The organism is Sphingomonas phyllosphaerae, assembly GCF_036946485.1.
GTDB classification, from domain to species: Bacteria; Pseudomonadota; Alphaproteobacteria; order Sphingomonadales; family Sphingomonadaceae; genus Sphingomonas; species Sphingomonas phyllosphaerae_E.
Genome location: NZ_JAQIJA010000002.1, coordinates 260,107 through 284,636 on the forward strand (window position 1 = coordinate 260,107; position 24,530 = coordinate 284,636).

Sequence of the window (24,530 nt, forward strand, 5' to 3'; positions counted from 1 at the left end):
CTCGCCAGGGGGTGATGGACATGATGGTTGCGGTGACGCTGACTGCGTTGCCGTCAGGAGCGCTGGGGCTCAGCTGTGTGCGGCGACCCAGTCATTCCACAGCATGGCCGCAGTCGCCTTGGCGTCGGGGCCAAGCAGGTCGTCGACGAAGTCGGCGCAGTTGGAGCCGAGGATACGCCGGCTCGACGCGACGAGGTGGACGTGCGGCTTGTGCTTGCGCGCCGCCATTTGCGGCACGTGGAGGGCGGCGACCACTGGCACGTCGCGGTCGCGCGCCAGTCGCTGGAGCGCGAAGCCGCGGGCAAGCTCCCATCCGCGGTGCAGCAGCGCATGGTGCGCGAACCGCAGCGTAATGAGGATCGCGAGATCCTGCTGCTCGGGCAGTCGCTGGGCGTCGATCAGGCGTGCCAGCGTATGCGGGTCGTGGCAGGCATCGGGCGCGTGCGTCGGCAACAGCACGTCCCAGCGCGAACAGGTCGGCTGCCATGGATCGGTCATCGGCCGCCCGAACTGCACCAGCCGGCGATGGACGACGTCGACCATCGTGTTGGGGCGATCTTTGAAGATGCACGGGATGATCCCGAAGCTGCCGTCGGCATCTCCGACGAAGGGACCCTGGCTGGCATAGTCGCGCGGGGAAGGGGGCGTGGCTTCGACCTCAACTGCGGGAGTCGGTGCGGACGTGGTGACCGGCAGCGAGGTCGCGGTCGTCGCGGTGACAGGTTTCCGCGCCATGGTTCAGGCCGCCCAGGCGAGGCGACGGATCATGCGGTCGGCGCGCGCGAAGCCCGCGCGACGCTGACCTTCGTCGAGGTGCGCGCTGCGGTGGCGCACCAGCCGGTTGCCCTCGATCCGCCATGCCGGACGCCCGGGCTGGTCGGCCAGCAGCGCGCTGTCGCCATCCTGACCCATCCACAGCCGGTAACCGGCGCGGCGCTTCACGGCATCGCCGCTGCGTGTGACGATCTCGAACACCGGGCGCGGCAGCCATCCACCGGCCATGCTGGAGGCGACCAGCGCATGGCCGTGGCCCGAGCGCAGCACCTGGCGCACCGCTTTGTCGTCGACGCTGATGAAGTCGGTCGAGATCGCGAACTGGACGCGACCGAGCTGCTTCACGACTGTGTAGAGGTTGATTGTCGTCTCGCCAGCCTGCTGCTGGTGCAGCAGGCTGGCGTGCGCTGCGCGGGTTTCGCGCAGCAGTTCGGGCGCGAGCCAGCGGATGGTCGCGGCGGTCAGGTTCTTGTCGGGCATTTGAGCATTACCTTGCTGGAGGGGCGTCCCGCCCCGAGCCTTTTTCATCCGGCTCTTCGGAGACGCTCTTCCCTCCCGCTCCCTCCCGCGCAGGGTCGCCTGCGCTACTTGCGGCTGGTGCCGCGCCAGTCAGACTCCGTCTGGAACCGAACCAGGTCGCTCAGGTCTTCGTCGATGTCGGCCGGCATGCTCGACGTTGCCGTCGACAGTTCGGCTTCAACCTTCGCGCCTGCGCGTGCCTGTCGCGCTTCGTACATCTGCTTGATGTGCATAGCCGTGTCATCGAGGTGCGCTGGGTCACGGAGCGCCTCTTTCTCTTCGTCAGTCAGTGAGCGTGCCGACAGCCGGTATTCTCCTGCTACGGTTAGCGTGATCGTGACGTCGTCAGCTTCGAGCCGGGCAAGGGCGTTTGCCCGCAACGCTGCGCGCCGCCTGGCGTCGCGCGCTTTCTCGTCCTTCATGCGCTGGCTCTCAAGCGCGGCTGCGTGACGCGCCGCATGGTCAGGCGCGGCCGGGATGATCGGCGTCACAGCGGCGGTCTTGGTCTCCGCGTCGATTTCTGTCGCGGTGAGGTGCCGTTTCCGCTCGACGCTGTCTGCCTTCGCGATCATACGGGGCATGACCATCCGCACCCTGTCGCTGGTCGTCGCCATACCGTGAGCGATGACGGTCAGGCGTGCTGCCAGTCGCTCCCGTACAAGGTCACGCAGACCGACTGTCTCCGGCCCAGTTGCATGTCCCTGCTCAAGCGTGTCCCGCAGCAACTCCAGTCTTTGCCGCTCCACCATCCTTTCGCCGGCGGTCGCGAGGCGGGCGACCAGCCCGGTATCGATCGACGGCTTCGCTGCAGGCAGGTTGTTTGCGAAACGGCCGCGCACGCTCTTCCATCGCTCACCGACCGACGTTGTCGTCATGTACGCGTGTGACCAGGCCTCGGCGAGGCGCAGCGCAAGCGTCGACCTGACGGCGCCGTGATCGGGCAGTGCTCGGGACAGACGCGCCCGCGCGCCAACCAGCCGTTCTTGTCGATGGCGACGCTCATCAACCATTGTGCGGAGCACATCGAGACGATCCGGAAGCGGCAATGGTGAGGTGAGGGTAGCGCGCAACTTCGTGCCGACGCCAGCGTGCGCCGCCGACCGCTGCTGCGCAAGCTGCTGGTCGCTGTAGACCGTTATCGTCTTCGCCGCGGCAAGCCGCGCTGCCACCAACTTGCCGAGCGCTTCGACCCGCCGGGATAACATCAGGCCCTCCCGCAGCGGTGTCACCATCGCACCTAATCGGGCGAGCTGCCCGGCACGGTGCTCGGCCGCCGCCAGGCGGCGGAGCACCCAGGTACCTTTCTGCCCCTGCTTGGCCGATGGTGCACCAGCCCCGCGCGCACGATTGGAGAGGTGCGTGTAGCGCAGCGCGCTGCCCGCAGCGCTCAAGGCAGCGTTGATTACGTCGACGGCCAGCTTACGCCGCGCCAGGATCGCACCAGGCGTGTTGACGTCGGCCAGCTTGGAAACCGCAAAGCTCCAGTCATACGGCGCGAGGCGCTCGGCCGGCCGGGTCGAATAGACGATGTGACAGTGGAAGTTGCGCTGGTCACCGCCCGGGTCGGGCAGGTGCAGTGCGGCCACGTACGGCAGGCCGCGCTCCTCGAAGTAGCGGCAATACTCCTCCACCGCCTCGCGACGCCCTTGTGCGGTCAGCGCCGCGGGCAGGGACAGTATTTCGCTGATATAGACGTTGGCGTTGACGCGGTCATGCCGCTCCACCGCTTCGCTCGTCCGGAAGAAAGCAACAAGCTCGTTGCGGTCGGCGGCGATGTTCGACCACCAGCCATGCTCGCCACCCTCGAGCGCCTCTTCGCGGGTGATGTACTGCGCGGCGCGCTCGCCCTCACCGTTGCGCCAGCGGCGCCCCTTGGTCGACGCGAAGCCGCGCGCGGTCACCGCGAAGTGAATTGAGCGCACACCTGCGCGACTGCTGCCGCCGTCCGTGACCCGGGTGCCGATCGCCCGGCCAGCCACGCGGTAGAACAGCTTGCGCGGGGTTGCCCCGCGCGAGCGGGGGCGTTGGTACTCGGGCACGTGGACGCGGAAGCGGCGGTTCATCGCACGCTCGCGTTCGCGGTCCTCGCGCGCCCGTGCCTGCTTGTAGCGCTGGGCCGAACGACGGCTCTCGACAGCCTCCACCCGCGCCGCACGCGTCGTCTGGTTGCGGGCGCTGCGCGCCGCCGCCATCGCCATCGCGATTGCGCTTACGCCGTCCCTGACCTGCCCAAGCGTCGCTTTCATGACCTTGCCCTGCTGCGGTGAGAGGGGGTGGCAGTATGGGTTTGTCGGGTCGCCTGGGGCCCCGAAAAACTCTTTATCGCGCACCACCCCCTCTCACTCTTCATCTTGTTCTACTTCTCCGCGGTGGCTGGCGCATCCCCTCCGGCCTCAAGGGTGTGGGTAGGTTGGAGGAGTGACGGCGCTACCCACGCCAACTTGGCGGTATGGACGCCGAGCCCTCACAACCTGTCGACGCGCTGCTGGCGCGGCTCGCTGACCTGGATGTCGGGCTCACGTCCGCGCAGCATGTCGCGGCCGCCAAGGTCAACGAGCTCCGCCGACAGGCAAAGGCCCGCCCCCGTTCGGCGCGGCGGACCGGGTTCCGCCGACAGTCGCAAATACGCGATCGGCGGCGCGATCGTGCTGCTCGCCGGTGAGGTCGACGCCACTACCTTGCTCGGGCTGTTCGCGCAGACCGACATGATGCTCAGGTGGATGGCCGAAGAGCGACTGGCGCATGGGCACCAACCGTTCGGGAGCCTGCTCCGGGCGGTGCTTGCCGACCAGCGCAAGGCCGACTGGTGCAGGCGCTGGGGCGCGATCATCGAATGGTCGCACCGCAAGGCGCTCTATGATGCCAGCGTCACGAGCTTCGAGGCATCCGGTCGCGCCGGCCCGGACGAACCCTGGCGCCAGCGCGACGTGACCGACGATCAGGCGGACCTGATCGAGACGCTGTGCACCCTGCTCGGCAAACCTATCCCGACGCTCGTCGACCGCGGTGCCGCGTACGAGTGGATCAAGGAACATGGCGGCAATCCGACCTACTGGGCGCCGCCGCCCCATCCGGACAGCTGGAGCGACTGATGACCATCCCGGACGATCTCGACGAACTGCTGGTGCTGGTAGAGGCCAGGCGCGGCATTCTGGAAAATGCGGTTGCGCAGGTCGAGCAGGAACTGGAGGCCGGGCGCACCGGCTATGGCGCGTATAGCAAGGCGCGCATGATCGAGAACGAGTACCGCAAGCTTGCCGAGGTCGCGCGAGCCAGGATCGAGGCGGCGCTCGCCGATCTGTGATGGCACCTTCCACGCCCCGGTTGGCGAATTGGTAATAAGGGCACGGGTAGATCTGATCGGCATGAAGCGAGGGTGCCGTGAGAGCTGACAAGAACCTCGCGCGCCATCTCTCCGTCAACGTCGTGCGGCTCGCCAGGGAGGTGCTTGCCGACTTCCCGCGCTCGGCGGCCGATCTCGACCGGTTGATCAGCCGGCTGCACGCCGACGCGCGCGGCGACCACCTGACGCAAGCCGAAAAGCGGGCGTTGCTGTTCGGCGAGGGCAGCCTCGACGATCTGCCGCTCGCGGTGCTCGACGCGCGATATCTGCCGCTGGCCGACGAACGCCTGCCACAAAGCGCAGACGAGCTAGCAGCTTTGTGCCGCTGGTTGATGTCACGTAGCGGCGACACGGCGTTGTGCGACACGTTCGTGCGAGGCTGGGCAGGGGGCGCAACGCCGCACGACGCCTTGAAGGAGTTCGTCGACCGGATGTGGGCGACGCGCCAGCATCACCGGGACTTCTTCGAGGCCGTGGTGACCGGGCGGCTTCACAAGGCGTTGCTCTCCATCAGCGATGGCGACGTGGCCGGCCTGGGTGAGGAGAGAGTAATCTGGCTGCTCACCCGCATGTCGCTGATTTGGGCAGGCTTCGATTGTCAGGCGACGACAGCGCGGGTGCGGCGGTCGATGACGCGGCCGCTTGGGTGGCTGATCCGCGGCCAAGGGCAGCGCATCAAAGCCGCGACGCTGCTTGCGGTGCTGCGCCCCATCGCCGCGCTGACGGGCAAATTCCTGGCCGCCTACAAGACGGCTCCGGATGAACGGAGCACACCCGGGTTCAAGTCGCGGCAGACCGATGTCATCGATATCCGCAAGCGCGCGGGCGCGATCGCAGACGATCTGGAACGGCGTGAGGGCAAGTTCGCACTCGACGACATCGTCCGGGCTGTCCGGGAGCGTTGGGGGAGCACGGCTGACGCCCTCGTACGTCAGGCGCAACAGAACCAAACCGAAGCTGCCCTCGGGCGTCAGCAAGCCTGCCAGCTTTGGTACGCAGGGTTGTCACCATTGGAGGCGGTCGGGCTTGTTGCGATGCGACTTGCCCAGATGGAGCAGCTACTGGAGGTTCAGATCCGCCGCGCGATCAAGGATGGACGCCGCCGTCAGTGTGCGTCCGTTTTCTACGTGCCGGACTTTTACCCCGACGACTTACGTGCCGGCTGGAAAGGCAGGACCCGCGCTATCGTCGACTCTCTGCGATCAGCTATCCTGAAAGATCCCGACCTGCATACCAAGCGGCGGTCGCGGGCACATCGGACTGGCACGGGCAAGATACTCGAAGGGGCCGCAAATGACAGTTCCTACATCGAAGCGGTGACAATGTTCCTCGCCCGTACTGGCCGCTACGGGCCTATTTGGGGCCAAGAAGGCTGGCGCAATCGTCGTCGGGCCTTCGATGATCTTGATCTGACCATCGGCAATCGCAGACAAAGCCGGAACTGCTGGCAACCAGCGTCTTAGGCAGAGTAAACGTCGACGACCACGCGTCCGTCTCTGATCTGTATGGTGTGGCTTTTCCATCTTTCGCGACTGTGCCTTAAAGCTAATCTCACGCTGGTGGCGGAGGGTGCGAAGCACTGAGGCGCGAAGCTGACCCAGCGTCCGGCGGCATCAACGAGTATCGCGTTCTCGGCATCGAAGCGTGCGTCTTGTAAGATGAGGTCGAAGCTGGTGCTATCGCGTCGGACGTGCAGCCGCCGTCTTACCCCATCCCTAACCGAGACGTGTAGACCGTCAGGCCCCTCGCGAACCGCGCCGCCATGGCAGATCAGACCAAAGACGGGATCGTCGGCAACGATGGTCGCCGCTGTTCGCACCGCGCCGGCGAAACCAAGGTCGATCTCGCAGGAATAATACCATGAGCCGCGATGGTGAGGTTGGTCTAGCCATGTCGTGCCCGCTGGCGCCGGCTCGAATCCACCGCCTGCGGCGCCGTCATGAGCTTCGCCCGGATACCAATAGCCATGGCCGCTCGAGGCTTGCCCGCTGTTAAGCAGCGCCCAGGCGCTGAGCAGCGATGCATAGCCTAGCCGCAAGAGCGGATGAGGATCGTCGATGTCGTTCAGCGCATGGTCAAGCAACGCTCCGCCGCCCATCTGCGCCATGTAGGTAAGCGTATAAGCATCGCCCGCCGTACCACGATAGTCGCTGCCGAGATAATAATAGGCTGGTTCCAGCCAGCCGCGACAGAACAGGTTTGCGGCGATCTGCCGATCGGCGAAGGCACGCGCGCTACCCGTCGACACCCCCATCACCGACGGCGCGTCCAGGGCCGAGCGCGCGAGCGCCTGGGTCGATTCAAATCCAGTCGAATCGAAAGGATATTCCGATCCGAACAGGTCCGCTTTTGGATCGACGAAGGCGCGTACCTTACGTGCCCAGTGCGATTCCAGCGTCGCCGCTTCACGCGCCATACCGGCGACCCGCAACGCCGCGACCATCTCGGGAATAACGCATTCGTTGTAGAAGCCGGTGTTGTAGGCAGACCAGCCCGTTACTCGCATCGGCACCGTGAACATTGCCAGCGCGGTGCCGTAGGCGCGTTCGAGATAGTCGCGCGCGGACCGCCGTGTCGGAACGCCGGGATGGTCGCGCGCGATGCGATGCATTGCGAGGTACATCGCGAAGATGTGCGGATAGTCGTAGGGTCGCCAAATGTGGAGCCGGCCCTTTGGCCCCGGATCGGTGCTCTCGCGATTACGTTTCCAGTCGAGGATGCCGTATATGCCGTAGGGATGCGCCTCCTCGGTGGTCTGTTGCAATCCGCCCCAGACGAACGAATCGATATAGTGGTCTAGCGCGGCAATCTCGACCGGATCGGGATGTTCGGCATTCTTGGTCGCGAGATAGGCTGGTTTGCTGAGCCCCGGATCATCGCATGTCACAGCGTAGATCCGCCAGCCACGGATGTTGTCGTAATTGTCTGGTCCCAGCAGCGTCCCAGTCGCCATGTTCCATTCGCCGAACAAGCCGTCATACCATTTCGACGGGTCGCGATGCTGACGCCGCACGATAAAGGCAGCACGCTTTTTCATCATCGTCTCAACCGGTTCGGTCGCAAAGAATTCCAGATGGGTGCGTCGGCCGCTTGGCTGGTGCAGGGTCAGTCGGTTCTCGCCCGGCCGGGCGAAGCGCACTCGCCACAGTTGACGGCGGGCGCGGTCGGGCAGCCGGTGGACCTCGGTTTCATTGGGGAACTCCGCCTCGATCCGTTCGACCGGAATAGATGACGCCAGTGCCACATCGACATGGAGGTCACTTGGCACCGTCATCCCCGGCGTCACTTCGACGTCGATCAGGCCCGCAGCCGTAATCGCGCCGCGGGCAGCGGCATAGTCGTCCACCCACAGAAAACGAAAGGCGTAATCGCGTTGCTCACTGGGCCGAAGGTGTAGCGCGCTAACCGGCTGGCGCCAGCTCGTGCCGGCCGCGGCGGTTTCAGCGGATGTTGCGGCGGCATGGATATAGGCGCACCAGGTTCCCCGGCGCTGCGGCACGCGCCGGTCGATATCCCAATATTCGAGCGAGGTGCCTGTATCTGGTAACAGCATCAGGTAGGGACCGGCGCTGTTGCCGCGCATCCAGAAGACGTGCGATCCGTGGCCGGATACGAAGCCGTGCTTCAGCACCGACGCCGTTAGTGGTTGTCCGGCGGTAAAATCAGTGTTCATTGGCATCGGTAGCAACAGGTCGCCGACCTCCGCCCCATTATTGCCCTCGTTGCGAACGCTAATGTCCCAGCGAAGGGTATCGCCGTCCAGCAATAGTCTTGATTCGATGACGATGCCGTCTTCTCGTGCAAGCATGCGGATACCGTCATGGCCCAGCGGCTTTCCGGTCCCCTCGGTGTTGATTTCCTGCCAGGCGGTCGCGTCTCGTCGCACTCGCGCGCGTACCGCGCCCAGTGCGACGCCTGCCCTGACATAGTCGGTGTCGTGGACGTCATCGCGACGGCGCACACTGGTGATGCCGTCGGCCGTCGCACCCAGTAGGAACGGCGAACCCGCGGCGGCTGGCGCCATGGAGATGCGGCGCGGCGTTGGTGAGGCAATCGTTACCGGCTGGGCAGCGAGTGAGGCTGCCCCCATGGCACCACCAGAAAGCAGGATCGCGCGCCGCGTCAACGCCGCACCGCCAACCCCGTTCATCAAGACATTCATGATTTCCCTTCCCACCACTTATCGTGCGAGCCGAAGGCGCTGCCAACTTTATCAGAAACTGCTTAACGGTGTTCAAGTCTGGCAAAATAATAGTGCAAACTGGTCATTTTGCCTCGATATTAGCACTTGAAAATGGCCAGCTAGTTTTGCTTCAAGGCTTAGCAGGGTCTCCGTTCTTTACGGTGCCTTCTAATAAGGTGGTGAAATGCGACAGGTATGCCGCATCTCACCTAATTGTTCCGCTTTCCATGTCCCTCTTGGCAGTTGCCCTTATATTGTGGTTGCGGGTAAGGGGGTCACTTTTGAAGTGTAGGGAATAGTAAAATCGTTACGAGTATAAACGTTTTCGAGGGTGATATTCCCGCAACCTTCCACGGCACAATCGAATATCTATATGGAAGGCTTGGTCCCTGTGCCCTCGACGCGCACCAAGATGCAGTATCATGCTATCTGTGTGCAGGCTGTCCGCCGGCCGACAGGTGGCCCCGTAGCACCGAATTGGGTGATGCAAAGCGCATGGCTTTTCGGACCTCGAGTATTCGTGCGCCGGGCGGAACCGGACGACTTGCTGTCCGCCGGGCAGTGGCGATCACGCCGCCGCCAGATACGGTTTCATTGCGTCGGTGACGAAGAAGCGTGAGCGATCACGTGCCCGCAACGGATGCCTCCGGTTTCGCCTGGCAACGCCGATCAACGCGAAGCCCACAATCATCATGGCCCAAGTGCCCGGTTCGGGGACCGCCGCGATTGAGACGCCAGATAGTGCAATGTTCGTCCCTGCGCCAAGCAGCAGCAATCCACCAGACGTCGAAAACGGCTGTGTCTGCGCGTCAGTATAGAAACGGTTGTCGATGCTGTAGTCGAAGCGCACGAGACCCTTCGTCGCATCGGGGTCAACGATGCCGGCAAGATGTGACAGCGGCGCGACGAAGAATGTCGCTGCTTCGGTCACCTGATGCTCCGTACCGTCCAAGGTCACCGACAACGAGGTTAGACGGTAGTGATACTCGTCGAATACCTCGTCAGGCGTATCGCTTTCCGAAGTGCCGGTAAATGTAAGAGTTCGATTGGTAAATGACCGGCCATCAAAGCTGCCGTCGAAATCGCCGACTATACTCAGATTGACGACGGCTGCCGCAGCAGGTGTGCAGAACGAGAGAAGCGCGGTCAGCGTGGCGACCAGCATTGTGATGCGGGGCATACGAGTTGTCCTGTCGATGAAGGGATGAGGGTGGGCGCGAAGGTGCTTCAAGCGCACGGGCGACCGCTGTCCTTGTTACCGGCAAGCGTGAAGTTGGTGGTCCATGCACCGGGCTGGCTCGACGGATCGCAGGCTTCGGCAGATCCGGTGCGTGGTGTCGCGCCCTCGATCTTGACCCGATATGGATAGCGCGTTCCGCGTACTGGTTGATTGTTCTCCTGCCAGCCAAGCGTTTCATAGATATAAGGTGTCGCCGTTACGGCGAGGTACAGCTTCGATCCAGCGGGCGGCAGCATCGTGACAGTTGCGCTGGTCTTGCCGACGACCGCGGTTAGTGGCGCGTAGCTCGGCGTGCCATTCGCGTCGACGCCGACGAGCGTGAAGCGCCATGCGGCCTGATTGGTGATGGTGCCGCCGGTAAGGGTCACCTTTACCTGCTGACCGGACGGGGTCAGCGGAACGATGTGCGTGCCCCATTGCAGCAGCGGCCTCTGGGCAGGTGGCGCAAAGATCGTCGGATCGGTGCTTGTCGCGACGGGGGCAAGCGGCGTGTAGAAGTGGGGGAGCCATGTAGTGGTACGCGTCGCGCGCAACTGGTCGAGCATGGCGCGCTGGTTGAAGAAGTCCATTGCGACGAGGCGCGCTCCATACCAGCCTGCATCATCGGCAAACGAAGCAAAACCGTTCGGATAGATGCCGGCAGCCTTCGCGAGCCGGACGAACGCCGGCAGGTAATCTTCTTGTGTCGCGCCGGCTGCGTTCCGTAGGTTGCGCTGCCAGGTACCGAGCACAAGCGAGCGCGTGGCGTCCTTCTCGTATAGGTAGGTCATGATCGGTGTGGCCCCGTAGCGCGCGGGTGAGAAAAGGAAACCGTTCTCCAACTGGTTCAGGTAATCCGCCGAAGACGCATTGAACGCCGGGTTTACCGTGAATGCATTCCACTCGGCGCCGGTTTCCCAGATCATCCCGGCGTCGCCCTTGTCACGGAAGCCGCCCGTGTAGAATTGGATCATGTGGCCGAATTCGTGCGTCAAGACGTTCGATCCCTTGGCCACTGCCCACGCCGATACGCCCATGGTCTCAGCAGCGCTCGCCCCGCACCCTTCAAGATCGTCGTAGCCGGTGATGGGCCGTCCCGTACCGCACAGGAAGACGTCGAGCTTGTGACGCGTCGAGGACGCCGCATACGGCAGCGGCGCTTCCACTATGTCACGATTGATGAGCCATTGTTTCTCAAGCCATTCACCTGTTTCGCGTACCACCTGGTCGATCGAGCGGCCCTGCTGTGCGATGGTCCGGTAGAATTCCCCCTCCGTTTTCTTGCCGTACCAGATCGCGAAATGTTGCGTGGTGTGGACCGCCAGGGTGCCGGCGCTGATCAGCTCTGGTGAGGTCTCGCCATTGCGGTACTTGATGTCGTAATTCGCGGCGTCCGACGCAGACGGCCGACGCGCCTGTTCGGCGTTGATGAGCGCGCGATCGGCATCGATGAAAGATTCGGCGCGGAACTGACGGCGGCAGCCATCTGCCAACTCCAGGATAACCGTTTGTCGCGCCTCGCCGTAATCCTCGCCGTATGCCTGTACCAGCCGTGCCGAGAAGGGCGCTCCGGTGACCGTGCCGGGCGTCTCGAGTGGCCGCTCCGCCTCCTGCGTGGCGCGGGGCGTCCAGGTGCGCAGGTCGGCACGCCCCCACGGATTGCGCGCGGAGCGGCTTTGGCAACTAAGCATAGCCGATTGCGTGGGCGCCCGTGTATAGGATGGTAGGTCGGCCGTTGCGCTGCTCGCTCGGGCGTCGTTGCCGCCCTCACCGCAGCCGGTCAGCGATGCGAGCAACACCGTTACGCTCGAAAGTGTCAGCGCCTTCATGTTTAACTCTCCTTGTAAAATAGAGGCTGCGGGTAGGTTTGCTTATGCGGGTCTCACTCGAGTGCGACTCCGCAAGCGTCGTCCTAGCAAGCTTTAGTCTGACAATTGGCCGGATCAGTCCGTTGGGAGTTTGGGCAAGCTGTAGACCTTCGCAAAAGCCCTTCCAGTGATAGCGCTGCATCTCCAAGTTGGTGCCTGCGATCTTCTTTGGATCAGCCCGATTCACGCAATCAAACTAGATTTTCATTCGCGATCATAAATGGCTTAGCAGTAAAGTACTTTGGCTAACGTCGACACTCGACGATTAAAGACGCATCATCGGCACACGCTCGGCAGTATCAGGCTCCGGCGAGACTTACGCATCGCTGCTCCAAAGGTGACATGCCCTAACATTTGACTGGTATCGGGCTGCTCCAGCAACTCCGTATACGTTATGCAATGCGCTTGAGAGGTCAAGTAAAAAAATGACGTGATTGCATTTGTGATGATGCTGCCAGTTCAGAGATCACAGTCACATGATCGACTCCGCTATCCGTTGATGAACGAGCGAACGATCAGGTTGCTATTCCGCAATCTGATTTAAAAAATGAGGTGCGGAAAACATCAATTTTTTCGTTTGTCGCCGAGCCAGCTGCGGTACCTAGCTGTCCCAGCTTGGCCTGTTTTTTTCTACATCCCTATCGTGCGAAAGGAGAGACAGGACGGGTGCCCAACGCTGGCAACTATCTACGCCAATCTTCGAACTCTGGCGGCCGCTAAAAATTTGTTTGACAAAAGCGAAGAGCCGCGGCGTAGTGTATACGATATAAGAAGCTGGGAGGTATAGGAGATGCGTCGGGTTCTTTCTTTGGCAACAGCCACCGCGATCGGACTGGCGCATGCCGCACAATCGTCCGCACAAGCCATGTCGAGCACTGCTTCGGAAAGTTCAACCGGGGTTGCAAGTGATAAGGACGTCGTAGTCGTCGGCATCAGGGGGGCAGTAGAAACGGCAACCAAAAAAAAGAAAAAAGCGAAGCAGATCGTCGACTCGGTTGTTTCGGAAGATGCCGGCAAACTGCCCGACAACAACGTCGTCGAAGCATTGGCGCGCGTCACCGGCGTCAATATCACCCGTGCCCAAGGTGGTGGCAATGGTCTCACGATCCGTGGCCTCGACGGTGTACAGACGACGGTAAATGGCGCGGAAGTCGGATCTGCCGGATCGCGTACTCTGTCCCTATCGGACATTCCGGCGGAGCTTGTGAAGTCGATTGACGTGTACAAGACGCGGACCGCAGATCAGGTCGAAGGCGGCATCGGGGGAACCGTCAACGTTGAACTGCGCCGTCCGCTCGACCTTAAAAAGGGTCTGACACTCGCAGGCAGCTTTCGCGAATCCTATAATTCGCAGGGTTCGACGTGGAGCCCGTTTGCCAGCGTACTGGTCGGCGAACGTTTTGACACCGGGATCGGTGAGATCGGCTTCCTGGTGAACGGCGGGTATCAGAACGTCGCCTATAACGAGCCCTATATCACGAGCGAGTCGCCCTTCTACTTCTACAATAGGAACAATTCGCAGGACACGTTCCGCAGCCGTCTGTACAACAGCCTGCCAGCCGCAGTGCGTGACACGGCAGTCGCGCCGTATCGCGCGACTTATGGTCTCGACGAAGGCCGTCGCAAACTGCCGTCGCTCAATGGCGTGCTGCAATGGAAACCAAGCGATCGGCTGAATTTCGTTCTCGAAGGGTCGTATCTAGGGAATCGTTCGACCAACCAGTACAACGCGCTCTATGTCAAAATGCGTGAAGATGGTTTCACGTACGAGAATCCTGTCTTCAGCCCGTCGGGAGCCCTGAAGACGGTCACTGTCGTAAATGACAATCCCGTCGCGAATTTTGTCGGCATCGTCGGCGGTCAGAATAAATATCGCGAGGACACGTACCACACCAACTTCGAGACGCACTGGAACGCACCCGGTGTCCGGATCGATGCATCGGCACAATATGACTGGAGCAATTCCAGGTTCTTCTCGGTCGGCTATGAAGGGCAATTGAACGGACTCAGCCGGGTTGGTGTAGATCTAACGTCCGGCGCGGCGTTCGATTTCAGCGGCACCGACATCACCAAGGCCGAGTCGCAACGCATCTTTTCGCTAAGCGACAATATCGGGTCGTCCAAAAGCTCGCAATTCGCAGCGCAGGCCGACATGTCACTCGATGTTTCCCCGACGGGCCTGCTGCGCAACATCCAGATCGGCACGCGATATCGTCAGTCGTCCAATCAGGACCAGTCGAGTTATCGCTATGCGAACTGGGGCGATCCCGAGACGCGCCCATTGCTGACCGCGTTGCCGGGCGTGGGACTTCGCACCGTGACGCCGGGCGTCAACGGCGCACAGGCAATCAATTGGATACAGCTGAATTCGGCCGACCTGTACAACAATTGGCCGGCGGTGACCCAGTTCATCGTCGCCAACAACCCCGGCTTCCTTGATGGGCCGGGGCGTGACGAGGGCGTTGCGAGCCTGTTCGCAACGGCGCGACCGTCGGCCGCAGACCCTACCTATACCGGGTCAGTCAAGGAGAACGTGTTTTCAGCCTATGGTACGCTAAACTATGCGTTCAAGGCCGGCTTCCCGATCGATGGTCAGGCAGGCCTTCGCTACGTGAATACGTTCGGCTCCTTCGGCGGCAACAGCCTGAGACTGGGTGCCGCCGATCCGGCAAACCCGGGGTCGTTCCTGCCGAACACCGTCATTCGCGATAACGCGCGGGCCAATTACGTCGACCTGCTGCCCAGCGTGTTCGGGATCGTGCATTTCACGTCGCAATTGCAGTTGCGCGCAAGCTACAATCACAACGTCCAGCGTCCACCGTTGCAGGCGCTTCGCGCCTATCGCCAGCTACTCGAGGCCAATAACCCGTTTGGAACGATTTACGGCGGCAACCCCGATCTGAAGCCCACCACGTCGAACGACTTCAATATTTCGCTCGAACATTACTTCGGGCGCGGCGGCATCATCTCGGTCACCGGGTTCCTGAAGAAACAAAAGGGTTTTATATACGAAACGCGTCAGCTTGAGCCGGTTCCGGAACTGGGCAACACGCTGCGCTACGTGCGAAAACCGCGCAACGCCGGACCGGGCGAGACGAAGGGCGTCGAGTTCCAGGCGACGAGCTTCTTCTCATTCCTCCCGGGAGCGTTAAGAAATTTTGGTGCTACAGTGAACGGCACGTGGATCCCGGACGCAAGCCTTAGCCTTCCTTTCGAGGCTGACGCCGAAAACAACCCGGGCGTGATCTCGCTGGTGAAGCAGTTCGCGCCCTATACGTCGAAGCTGAGCTACAACCTGATCGGCTATTACGAGACCTCGAAGTTCAGCGCGCGCGTCGCATATAATTGGAGGTCACGCTTCGTGACCGGTGTGGACGCGGTCGACAGGACATACATCACAAGTTCCCCTGGTAATTCGCGTCTCGACGCTGCGCTCAATATCACTCCGGTGCCGTTTATCACGCTTAGCGTCGAGGGTACCAACCTGACCAACAAGACGGACACCTATTATTACACGATCTTCCCTGACCTTCAGCAGGGCTTTCGCCAGATGGGCCGGACAATTCAACTGAGTGCACGCTTTCGGATGTAGGAAAGGGCGAGTCTTTCTTAAAAAAGGTCCGTTTTCGCGAAAACGATGGGAGTGCATGACCATGAAGCGGTACATTCTGCCAATCATTGCTATGGCATTTCTTGCCGCGACGGCGGAGGCAAAAACGGTTACCCTCCGGGTCGATGCACAGGCTGCGCCTTGGAGAACTGGCAGCAACCCTAAGCTGGCATTCGGGCTCGCGGATGCGAGATCGCCGGCTTTGCTGGTCGATACAGCACTACTACCCGGAATAACGTTGCATGTCACAGCCACAGGTTTGACGACGACGGTGACAGGCGGCGGGTCCTATGGCCCCGAGGGGCAGAGCGACTGGATTGCCGATCGCGGTATGGCCCTCTTTCCGAGCTACTATATCGAGGCGAAGGGCCGCGTTGCGCATTTAAACGAGCTAGTTGGTGCGTTCGTTGACGCTGACGGCAAGGTTGTAGGTAAGCCGTTCTTGATCGGGTCGGCGGCGAACGTACCGGTGCCGGATGGCGCCGCAGGTCTATCCTTGGGGATCAATGACGATCGGTATTCAGACAATTCGGGATCGTTGACGGTGACGATCGTCATTCCTGAAGCCAAGGTCATTGTGGAGTAGCCGAGATGTTGCGAACCCGTTTCCTAGTTTTCGCCCTTGTCGCCACTGCGATGCCGGCCGTTGTGAGCGCGCGCGATGTGGTGGTGCAAGTTAATGCACGGTCGGGACCATGGCCGCTTGCTCCAAATGCTGAGAAGATGCGGTTTGGACGGGGCGACTCTGCGCCACCGACGATCGTGCCCTTTGATCTCGGAGGGGGCAAGATTGGTGTGTTCGGCGAAGGCACGACAGCAACTCCCGACAAGACGGGGATCGGTCCGCTTGGTGTCGACGACGATGCCGTTGATGATACACTGGGGCCGGGCAAGTCTCGCTTTCCGAGTTTTTATACGGCAAAAATTCTCTACCCGGCGAACCGTCACGCGCTAGCTGCGATCTTTGTGGATGGTAAGGGCGTAGTTGTCGGACGGCCCTTCATGGTTGGCACGGGAGTGCGTGTAACGATTCCCGAGGGGGCCGCGGGATTATCCTTGGGCTTTAACGATACGGAGTTTTCTGGAAATAGTGGGGCGTTGTCCGTGACGGTGCAAATCCCGGAATAGTGTCTGTTCGGCTGGCTCGATGCTGCGAGCATAAATCACGTTTTCCAAAGTTGCTTGAAAGAAGAGTATGAAGAACGTCCTAAAACGTGTTTGTGGCGATAGTGCCTTGGGCGAGCGCCGCATGCGCGACTCGGTCGAGCGCCGCCATGTTCTGTTTGGGCTGGCGGGTAGTCTTGGGCTGCCGCTGACACAGGGCCTGCCGGCTGCGGTGGCGGCAACGCGCGCGCCGGTCAATCTGGCGAAGGTGGCGCGACCAAATGGTGGGTTCGTGTCCGGTGACACGAGCTTCGCCGCGCTGAACAATGGCGCCGAGCCGACCGCCTCGTCCGACACCGCGCGTGGTGCCTATGGCACCTGGCCCCGCACGGACCGCCAATGGGTGGAATATGGGTGGAGCCAGCCGGTGTCGACCGACAGCATCGACGTCTATTGGTGGCAGGACGGGCAGGGAATCGCGCTGCCGGTGGCCGCGCAATTGTCCTATTGGGACGGCGGGGCCTATGTCCCGGTCCGCAACGCACGCGGCGGGGGCGTCGCAGGCGATCGCTACAACCGCACCGTCTTCGACCGCGTTACGACCAACCGGCTGAAGCTGGAATTTGTCGGGGACGGCAGCAAGTCGGTCGGCATCCTGCAATGGAAGGTCTACAACGCTGGCCCGTTACCCGCCTTTGCGCCGGTGGTCGGCGCGGGGATCGACCGGTCCGTGGTGGTGGGCGGGCAGACGTTCCTTGCCGGTAAGGCCGACTGGCTCCAGCGGCAGCCGGGCGACACCGTCCGCTGGTCGCAAGTGAGCGGGCCAGGCAAGGTCGTATTCGCGGACGCCGGTGAGCCGACGACCCGCGCGATGGTCACGCAGCCGGGCGATTACGTGCTGCGGCTGGTGGCGACCGGGCAGGGGAAGCAGGCCGTATCAACGCTGGCATTGCGCGCCAAGGCGCCGCCGCCCGCCAAGCGGCTCGACGTCGTCTACACCACCCCCTACGCGATCCACAGTCCATTGTGGAACGCGCGTGCCAAGGCGTTGATCGTCAACTGGATCCCGCATTGCATCGCCTATTGCGAGCGCACCGACCTGACCGACGGGCAGGGCGGGATCGACAATTTCGTCGAGGCGGGCAAGGCGCTGCGCGGCGAGGCGCATGCTCCGCACAAGGGCTATGTCTTCTCCAATGCCTGGGTGCACCAGACCGTGGAATCGATGTGCATCGCGCTGATGGTCGATCCGCAGGGCGATGCCGAGATCGCGCAGGCACAGGCGAAGATGCGCACGACGCTGGAGCGCTGGATTCCGATCATCCTGGCCGCGCAGGAGCGCGATGGATACCTGCACACCGCCTACACGCTGGCCGATCGCCGCAACTGGCCCGCGCGCTGGTCGCCCGAGCATCGCGCCGATCACGAAGGTTATGTCGCGGGCTATTTCATCGAATCCGCGATCAACCATCACACGCTGACCGGCGGGCGCGACCTGCGGCTGTACGATGCCGCCAAGAAGCTGGCCGATTGCTGGGTCGCGCATATCGGCCCCGGCAAGAAGGCGTGGTTTGACGGGCACCAGGAGATGGAGCAGGCGCTGGTGCGCTTCGGGCGCTTCGTCAACGACATGGAGGGGCAGGGCCGCGGCGACCCGTACATCCGTCTCGCACGCTTCCTGTTGGACTCGCGTGAGGGCGGGGCGGAGTACGACCAGAGCCACCTGCCGCCCGAGCAGCAATATGAGGCGGTCGGCCATGCCGTGCGCGCGGTCTATTTCTATTCGGGGATGGCCGACATCGCGGCGGAAACCGGCGACCGCGATTACCAGAGCGCGGTCATGTCGCTGTGGGACAACATGGTCAATCGCAAATACTACGTCACCGGCGGCGTCGGCAGCGGCGACACGTCCGAAGGCTTCGGCGGCAATTACGCGCTACGCAACGATTCCTATTGCGAATCGTGTTCGAGCTGCGGGCTGATCTTCTTTCAATATAAAATGAACCTGTCTTATCACGACGCGAAATACGCCGATCTCTACGAAGAGACGATGTACAATGCGCTGCTCGGCGCGACCGATCTGGCCGGCACCAGCTTCTGCTACACCAACCCGCTGGTCGATACCGAGCGGGCGAAATGGCACACCTGCCCATGTTGCGTCGGCAACATCCCGCGCACGCTGCTGATGATGCCGACATGGGCCTATGTGAAGGGCGACGACGGGCTGTACGTCAACCTGTTCGTCGGCAGTCGCATCGACGTGGGAGAGGTTGCCGGCACGCGCGTCGAGATGGTGCAGGAGACCGATTATCCCTGGAAGGGGGCGGTCGCGATCACCGTCAACCCGCAGGCGCCACGCCGCTTTGCGCTGCGCGTGCGCGTGCCGAACCGCACGACCAGCGCGCTCTATCGCGCCGAGCCGGCGGTCGAAGGGCTGGTGCGGCTGGCGATCAACGGCGAAGCGGTGACGCCGCGGATCGAGAAGGGCTATGCGGTCATCACACGCGAATGGCGCAAGGGCGACAAGGTCGAGCTCGAACTGCCGATGGCGGTGCAGCGCGTGACGGCCGACGAACGGGTCGAGGCGACGCGCGGCAAGGTCGCGCTCCGCTACGGTCCGCTGGTCTATAATGTCGAGCGCGCGGACCAGCGCCGAATCGATCTGGCGATCGGCAGCGACGCGCTGGTGCCGGAGTGGCGCGGTGACCTGCTCGGTGGGGTGGTCGCGATCCGTGGTCGCTGGGCGGACGGGTCGACGCTTACGGCGGTGCCGAACTTCGCCAGGATGAACCGGATCGGTGGGCCTATCCATGAGTTCCCCGGCCGATCAGCGGTCGAATATGCGCCGGGTAGCGTGACGGCGGGCGGTGAACAGCAGACGGTGGCAGTGGTGCCGCGCAACGGTCGAGGACCCGTATCGCGGGTTTGGATCGCCCGCGACGCCACGGCGACGGGCTGACGGACGGATGCGTCGCCCGACGCAGCGGGTGCTTCGCGCCTTGGCGCTGGCGCTGGCGCCGTGCATGCTTGCCGCCGCGCCGGCGACTGGTGATCGCTACGCCGCACAGGTAATCGGCGCGCCCCCGGCGGCATTGAAGCTCGACGCATTCTACAAGCGGTACGTGGATGCGGCGGGTTTGCCGATCGTCTCCTCGGCGGCGGTGCCGGATGCGGCGTTGCTGGCGGCGCGTGACAGCGCGCTCGCGATGCTGGCCGACCGTCCCGACCTGCGCCATGCGATGATCGCGCGCGGCTTTCGTGTCGCGATCATGGCGGAGAAGGAGGGGACGGTCGACCTGCCCGAACAGCGCGACTGGAAGAAACCAGCGCGCGACGATCCACGTCTAACGGTGTGCGAGCGCAAGCTGTACGACCAGCGGATCGGGCGGCTGAGCGATGCACAATATTGGAATGAACGTGCGCGCGGCATGGGCGGCGACCTGACCAGTGCCGCGACCGAGAATCTGCTGGGTGTGCCAGATACGCGCTATTACGGCGAAAACATCTTCGTCCATGAATTTTCGCACGGCATCCTGGAGGCCGTCCGCACCGCCGATCCGGCGCTCTACGCCCGGGTCGAGCGGGCTTATGCCTGGGCGATGGCGCGAGGCATGTGGAAGGGTGAATATGGCGCGACCACTGTCGACGAATATTGGGCAGAGGGTACGCAGACTTGGTTCAATTCCAATCGGTTGGCGGTGGTGGACGGGCGACGGATCCTGAACGACGTGGATTTGTCGGGTTACGATGTCGCGCTCTTCAACGTGCTGTCGGAAGTCTACGGCGAACGGCACCGCTTGCCGGGTGACGTGTTCTACATGCATCCGGCGCGTGTCCCGCCCGGTCCGCCGCCGGTGTCGACCGCCGAAGTGTGTTGATAAGAGAGATTTCGTTCCGAGTGTAGCGAGGCGATTCGGAACGTCGTGATTCGGCTCCGGATGCTTCGCTACGCTCACAACGATGTTTCTCCGTCTTACTTGGCCGGTTGCTCACATGGCGTTGTGACAGGGGGTGTGGACGTCGCCGGAAGAGCGGCATGCGGCGCCAGCGCCTCCCATTCCTGCACTGCAAGCCCGGAGAAACGGCCGGCGCTTCCCGACGCGTCGAACACCGCGCGCAGGCAGCGCGTGGTGATCGCCGGGAAGCGCACCGTCTGCCAGACATCCGGCGCGGTGCCATAGCTGCTCGCCCCCGGCGCTGGCCTCCACCCGCGATCCCAATATTCCAGATGCCAGGCGCGCGGCGGCGCCACGCCCTCGTTGGCGCCGGCGGGATGGTCCGCCCAGAAGCGAATGCGGCTGGCGTTCAGCGTCACCGGCCGTGGCCAGCGATATTCGATCCATTGCCGGGGCGGGTTCCTCGGCGACCAACTCCCCCACATATCGGGAGGCAAAGGCGCGTCCTTCACGACGCCGTCGTTGAGCGCCTTGAGCCAATATTGCACCGGGACCGGCTCGTTCGAGGCGGCGCCCTGCGCCGCGAGGGCGACGTTGCGCGTCGGCGCGGCGGGTGGTTGCGCCCGGCGCGTCGGAACAACGGGGCGGATCGCGGCGGGGGTGACGCTGTCGTCCCACTCAAGCCGGTCGATCGCCACGCTGCGCCGGAAATGCCCGCCGCCCGCCGCATCGGCGGTGTGATAGGCGAGATACCATTGCCCCTTGAACGCCACCGCGCCCGGATGGCTGGTGGTGGAACTGACCGGTTTCAGCACCGTCCCGCGCCAAGTCCACGGCCCGAGCGGGGAGGGCGCGGTGCCGTAGGCGATGCAGGCGTGATAGACCGCCGGCGTGCATGGCGAGTCCGGCCCGGCGTTGTTGCCGGCATAAAGCATGTAATAGGTGCCGTTGCGCTTCATCAGCCACGGTGCCTCGAAGAAGCCGGTAAGCGAGCGGACGGCGATCGGCGTGCCGACCGGCGTCAGCATGTCGCGCGCGAGCTCAATGCCGCGCAACTGCCCGAACGTGCCCCAATACATATAGACGCGGCCATCGTCGTCGACGAGCACGGTCGGGTCGATGTTCTGGATGTCGTTGTGCACCGGCACGCGCTGCGACACGATCGGCCCGCTCGGGTGCGCATCGCGCCACGGGCCGGTGACGCGATCAGCGACCGCGACGCCGATCGCGAACCGGTCCGCGGCGTCGCCGTCGCGCTGGAGCACCGGCGCGTAGAGATAGAAGCGGTCGTCGGTGCCCTTGACGATCTGCCCGGCATAGGCACGGCCGGGCTCTGCCCAGGCGAACACCGCCTCGGGCCGCAGGATCGCGGGATAGTGCCGCCACTTGCCCGAGGTCGGATCGGACGTCGACAGCAACTGCCATTCGTTCATGATGAAGTCGTTGACGTTCGGCGGTGCCTCGTCGCGGCCCGCGAGGATCCACAGCGTGTCGCCATCGACTACCGGTGCGGGGTCGGTCGAGTAATAGCGGCCGTCCGCGAGGATCGGATTGCCCGGCGCGCTGACCGGCACGCTCTCCTGCGCGAGCAGGGCGGCGGGCAGCCCGGCAAGCGAGAGCGCCATCACGATACGGTTCACTTTACCTCTTCCTTCGCGGCGAGCAGCCGCGCGCCGAACATCGGTCCCGCCGTCTGCCCCTCGTGCGGCACCACGCGGATGCGCACCGACGACTTGCCGCGAGTCAGAGCCTGCGGCAGAGGATAGTCGACGTCGACGAACCGGCCCGGTGCGTCGCCCTTCAGCATCTCGCTGGCGACCTTCACGTCGTCGACGAGGATGTCGAAGCCCCGCTTGCCGTCCTCGCCCCAGTAGGTCGCTTGGAGGATCAGCGGGCCGGGTCGTGCCTTCAGCGTGAACGCCATGTAGCCGCCGGAACGAACGTCGCGACCGTTGCGGCCGCGATAGCTGACCGGCCACGATAGCTCGCTTTCGAGATTGTGGTCGCGCTCCGGCTGCATCTCGCCGAAGTGCATGACGTCGATTGAGCGCGCCGCGACATCCTGCTGGCGGGCCTGCTCGGCACGGAAGGCGGCTTTCTCCTTGCGCCACTCGCCCTCACTGAACTGTCGGAAGTAAACCGCGCTGCGCCGTTCGTATTGGCGATAGAAAGGCACGAAGGTCAGATCGCCGGGGCGACCCACGCCTTTCGTGGTAAAGGTTCCTGCTGCACCCGCGGCCGGCGTGAAGGCGGCGAGGACGTTGTCGCCAACCAGCGCCGGCTCCGCCCCTTGCCACGGCGTCTCCGCCGGGCCCATGTCGGCGGCGAGCACCAACGGGCCGCGCAGGATCGCAACCGGCCCACCGCCCTGCGCTACCTCGGTGCGCAGCTCGAGCGGCAGCGTGATGGCCAGCGTATCGCCCGCCTTCCAGCGGCGCTCCACGATGGCATAGCCGCCGGCATGTTCGGTAGTGACCGGTTCGCCGTTGACGGTCACGCGCTCGGCCCCCGCCGCCCATGCGGGGACGCGCAACGCGACCGGGAAGCGCCCGCGCTTGCCGAGCGTCGCGAAGGTCAGCCGCGCCTCGGGCTCATAGGGGTAGCCGGTCGCCAGCGTCAGCGTCGCGGCGCGCGCGCGCCATTGCGCCTGCGCGGGGATGTAGAGGTTGACCAGCAACATGCCGTCGCCCTCCCAGAAGATCGAGTCGCCGTGCTTGGCGTGCGCCTCCATCCCGCTGCCGCCGCAGCAGACAAAACCTTCCTGACCGGCCGGCGCATGGTCGCGTGCCGCACCCGACAGCATCGGGGTGAAATAGGTGAAGCCACGCACGCGCGGGTCGATCTGCGACAGCGTGTGGTTGAGGTGCGCGCGCTCGTAATAGTCGAAATAGGCGCCATCGGGCGTTTGGGCGAACAATTGCCGCGACAGTTTGAGCATGTTGTAGGTGTTGCAATGCTCGCAGGTCGCCTCGCTCAGATTGCGTGCGATGCGGTCCGGTCCGAAGAAATATTCGCGATCGGCATTGCCCCCGATGACGTAGCTGTGGTGCTTCGTCACCCGATCCCAGAAGAATTGCGCGGCGGTGCGATAACGCTGGTCGCCGGTCAGCTCGTAGAGCCGCGCCAATCCCACCAGCTTGGGCACCTGAGTGTTGGCGTGGAAGCCGGCTAGCTTGTCCTCCTGGTTCGCCAGCGGATCGAGAACACGGCGATCGTAGATGCGTCGCGCTACCGCCAACCAGCGCGGGTCCTTGGTGCGCGCATGGAGTTCGGCATAGCTTTCGTTCAGCCCGCCGTACTCGCAGCTCAGCACCTCCTGCATCTGCGCATCATCCAGGGCGGCGAACACGCGCTCGAAGTAGGTTGCGAGCTCTATCAGAACCGCCAGCGCCTGCGCATTGCCCCAGCCGGCATGGACGTCCAGCAGTCCGGCGAACAGCTTGTGCACGGTATAGAGTGGCGACCACGAGCCGTTGAGGTCGAAGCCGCCCGATCGGATCTCGCCGCGCATCAGCTCGGGGAAGATCTCCTCGCCATCGACGATCGCGCTCTCGCCCTTCCGCTTGCGGCCAAGCGCACCGACGTAGCCGGTGCCGCGCTTCGCCTGAGCTTCGGCGAGTTCGGCGACGATATAGTCGGCGCGAGTGCGGCATTCGGTGTCACCGGTCTGCTGGTGCATCAGCACCAGCGCGGTCAGATAATGGCCGAGCGTGTGGCCGGCGAGCGAATCGCTTTCCCAGCCGCCGTAGATCTCGCCCTTCGGCTCCAGCCCGGCGTACTTTCGGAAGTTATGCAGTAGCCGGTCGGCGCTGAGTGCGAGCAGATAGCTGCGGTCTGCCTCGACCGCGGTCGCGAAGTCGGAGGGTGCCAGCCGGACGTCCGAAAGTGGCAGCGGCACGGCGCGGACGGGTAGGCGGCCCTTTGCAGCGGCGTGAAGCGCGTTCGGCATCGCGAGGGCGAACGCCATTGAGGTGGTTCCGGTCATCAGCGCGCGACGGGACAAGGCCGCCATCG

Annotated in this window: 15 protein-coding genes and 1 pseudogene; 8 read left to right on the forward strand and 8 right to left on the reverse strand. The window is 63.4% G+C overall.

The features are described 5' to 3' along the window. Nucleotides 1–69: 69 nt before the first annotated feature. From PGN16_RS06715 to PGN16_RS06725, 3 genes are all read right to left on the reverse strand, one after another. Nucleotides 70–735: a hypothetical protein gene (locus PGN16_RS06715; protein ID WP_335308635.1), complete on the reverse strand. Its 666-nt coding sequence runs from the start codon at nt 733–735 to the stop codon at nt 70–72. A 3-nt stretch (nt 736–738) separates the two neighbouring features. After that, nucleotides 739–1,254, reverse strand: coding sequence for a hypothetical protein (locus tag PGN16_RS06720; RefSeq protein WP_335308636.1), 516 nt, complete (start codon nt 1,252–1,254; stop codon nt 739–741). Nucleotides 1,255–1,358: 104 nt separating this feature from the next. Then, entirely contained in the window at nt 1,359–3,623 is a 2,265-nt protein-coding gene (locus PGN16_RS06725; protein ID WP_335308637.1) for a hypothetical protein, read from the reverse strand. 315 nt (nt 3,624–3,938) lie between these two features. Here PGN16_RS06725 and PGN16_RS06730 point away from each other — a divergent pair, with 315 nt between their 5' ends. From PGN16_RS06730 to PGN16_RS06740, 3 genes are all read left to right on the forward strand, one after another. Continuing rightward, nucleotides 3,939–4,385, forward strand: coding sequence for a hypothetical protein (locus PGN16_RS06730; RefSeq protein ID WP_335308638.1), 447 nt, complete (start codon nt 3,939–3,941; stop codon nt 4,383–4,385). After that, the gene (locus tag PGN16_RS06735) at nt 4,385–4,597 is read left to right on the forward strand and encodes a hypothetical protein (RefSeq protein ID WP_335308639.1); all 213 of its coding nucleotides are present in this window, start codon (nt 4,385–4,387) and stop codon (nt 4,595–4,597) included. The genes PGN16_RS06730 and PGN16_RS06735 overlap by 1 nt, the downstream gene beginning before the upstream one ends. A 77-nt stretch (nt 4,598–4,674) precedes the next feature. Continuing rightward, nucleotides 4,675–6,099, forward strand: coding sequence for a hypothetical protein (locus PGN16_RS06740; protein WP_335308640.1), 1,425 nt, complete (start codon nt 4,675–4,677; stop codon nt 6,097–6,099). Here the strand turns inward: PGN16_RS06740 and PGN16_RS06745 are convergent. The 3 genes and pseudogenes from PGN16_RS06745 to PGN16_RS06755 all read right to left on the reverse strand — a co-directional run bounded on the left by PGN16_RS06745 (nt 6,096) and on the right by PGN16_RS06755 (nt 11,867). Then, nucleotides 6,096–8,798 carry a DUF5695 domain-containing protein gene (locus PGN16_RS06745; protein ID WP_335308642.1) on the reverse strand — a complete coding sequence of 901 codons (2,703 nt, stop codon included), beginning with the start codon at nt 8,796–8,798 and terminating at the stop codon, nt 6,096–6,098. The genes PGN16_RS06740 and PGN16_RS06745 overlap by 4 nt on opposite strands. Nucleotides 8,799–9,387: 589 nt before the next feature. After that, nucleotides 9,388–9,564 (reverse strand): annotated as a pseudogene (locus PGN16_RS20200) (PEPxxWA-CTERM sorting domain-containing protein); the annotation flags it as partial. Between the two features lie 482 nt (nt 9,565–10,046). Further along, nucleotides 10,047–11,867 carry a DUF6055 domain-containing protein gene (locus PGN16_RS06755; protein WP_335308644.1) on the reverse strand — a complete coding sequence of 607 codons (1,821 nt, stop codon included), beginning with the start codon at nt 11,865–11,867 and terminating at the stop codon, nt 10,047–10,049. Nucleotides 11,868–12,696: 829 nt separating this feature from the next. On the opposite strand from PGN16_RS06755, the gene PGN16_RS06760 reads away from it, so the two are divergent. The 5 genes from PGN16_RS06760 to PGN16_RS06780 all read left to right on the forward strand — a co-directional run bounded on the left by PGN16_RS06760 (nt 12,697) and on the right by PGN16_RS06780 (nt 20,498). Then, on the forward strand, nt 12,697–15,498 hold the full coding sequence (locus PGN16_RS06760) for a TonB-dependent receptor (protein WP_335308645.1): 2,802 nt from the start codon (nt 12,697–12,699) through the stop codon (nt 15,496–15,498). Between the two features lie 55 nt (nt 15,499–15,553). Beyond that, on the forward strand, nt 15,554–16,102 hold the full coding sequence (locus PGN16_RS06765) for a hypothetical protein (RefSeq protein WP_335308646.1): 549 nt from the start codon (nt 15,554–15,556) through the stop codon (nt 16,100–16,102). A 5-nt stretch (nt 16,103–16,107) separates the two neighbouring features. Next, nucleotides 16,108–16,644 carry a hypothetical protein gene (locus PGN16_RS06770; protein ID WP_335308647.1) on the forward strand — a complete coding sequence of 179 codons (537 nt, stop codon included), beginning with the start codon at nt 16,108–16,110 and terminating at the stop codon, nt 16,642–16,644. Between the two features lie 121 nt (nt 16,645–16,765). Further along, nucleotides 16,766–19,579 (forward strand): glycoside hydrolase family 127 protein, encoded by a 2,814-nt coding sequence (locus PGN16_RS06775; protein ID WP_335308648.1) that lies wholly within the window; start codon nt 16,766–16,768, stop codon nt 19,577–19,579. A 7-nt stretch (nt 19,580–19,586) separates the two neighbouring features. Next, nucleotides 19,587–20,498 (forward strand): glycoside hydrolase, encoded by a 912-nt coding sequence (locus PGN16_RS06780; protein ID WP_335308649.1) that lies wholly within the window; start codon nt 19,587–19,589, stop codon nt 20,496–20,498. A gap of 95 nt (nt 20,499–20,593) precedes the next feature. Here the strand turns inward: PGN16_RS06780 and PGN16_RS06785 are convergent, their stop codons facing one another. Beyond that, nucleotides 20,594–22,156, reverse strand: coding sequence for a family 43 glycosylhydrolase (locus PGN16_RS06785; protein WP_335308650.1), 1,563 nt, complete (start codon nt 22,154–22,156; stop codon nt 20,594–20,596). Beyond that, nucleotides 22,153–24,528, reverse strand: a complete 2,376-nt coding sequence (locus PGN16_RS06790) for a glycoside hydrolase family 127 protein (RefSeq protein ID WP_335308651.1) — start codon at nt 24,526–24,528, stop codon at nt 22,153–22,155. Before PGN16_RS06790 ends, PGN16_RS06785 begins: the two co-directional genes overlap by 4 nt. Nucleotides 24,529–24,530: the final 2 nt, after the last annotated feature.

Bases quoted from the DNA above. Each gene is read 5' to 3' on its own strand.
- PGN16_RS06715 (WP_335308635.1), bottom strand. From the start codon at position 735: ATGGCGCGGAAACCTGTCACCGCGACGACCGCGACCTCGCTGCCGGTC.
- PGN16_RS06720 (WP_335308636.1), bottom strand. From the start codon at position 1,254: ATGCCCGACAAGAACCTGACCGCCGCGACCATCCGCTGGCTCGCGCCC.
- PGN16_RS06735 (WP_335308639.1), top strand. From the start codon at position 4,385: ATGACCATCCCGGACGATCTCGACGAACTGCTGGTGCTGGTAGAGGCC.
- PGN16_RS06745 (WP_335308642.1), bottom strand. From the start codon at position 8,798: ATGAATGTCTTGATGAACGGGGTTGGCGGTGCGGCGTTGACGCGGCGC.
- PGN16_RS06755 (WP_335308644.1), bottom strand. From the start codon at position 11,867: ATGAAGGCGCTGACACTTTCGAGCGTAACGGTGTTGCTCGCATCGCTG.
- PGN16_RS06760 (WP_335308645.1), top strand. From the start codon at position 12,697: ATGCGTCGGGTTCTTTCTTTGGCAACAGCCACCGCGATCGGACTGGCG.
- PGN16_RS06765 (WP_335308646.1), top strand. From the start codon at position 15,554: ATGACCATGAAGCGGTACATTCTGCCAATCATTGCTATGGCATTTCTT.
- PGN16_RS06770 (WP_335308647.1), top strand. From the start codon at position 16,108: ATGTTGCGAACCCGTTTCCTAGTTTTCGCCCTTGTCGCCACTGCGATG.
- PGN16_RS06775 (WP_335308648.1), top strand. From the start codon at position 16,766: ATGCGCGACTCGGTCGAGCGCCGCCATGTTCTGTTTGGGCTGGCGGGT.
- PGN16_RS06780 (WP_335308649.1), top strand. From the start codon at position 19,587: ATGCGTCGCCCGACGCAGCGGGTGCTTCGCGCCTTGGCGCTGGCGCTG.
- PGN16_RS06790 (WP_335308651.1), bottom strand. From the start codon at position 24,528: ATGGCGGCCTTGTCCCGTCGCGCGCTGATGACCGGAACCACCTCAATG.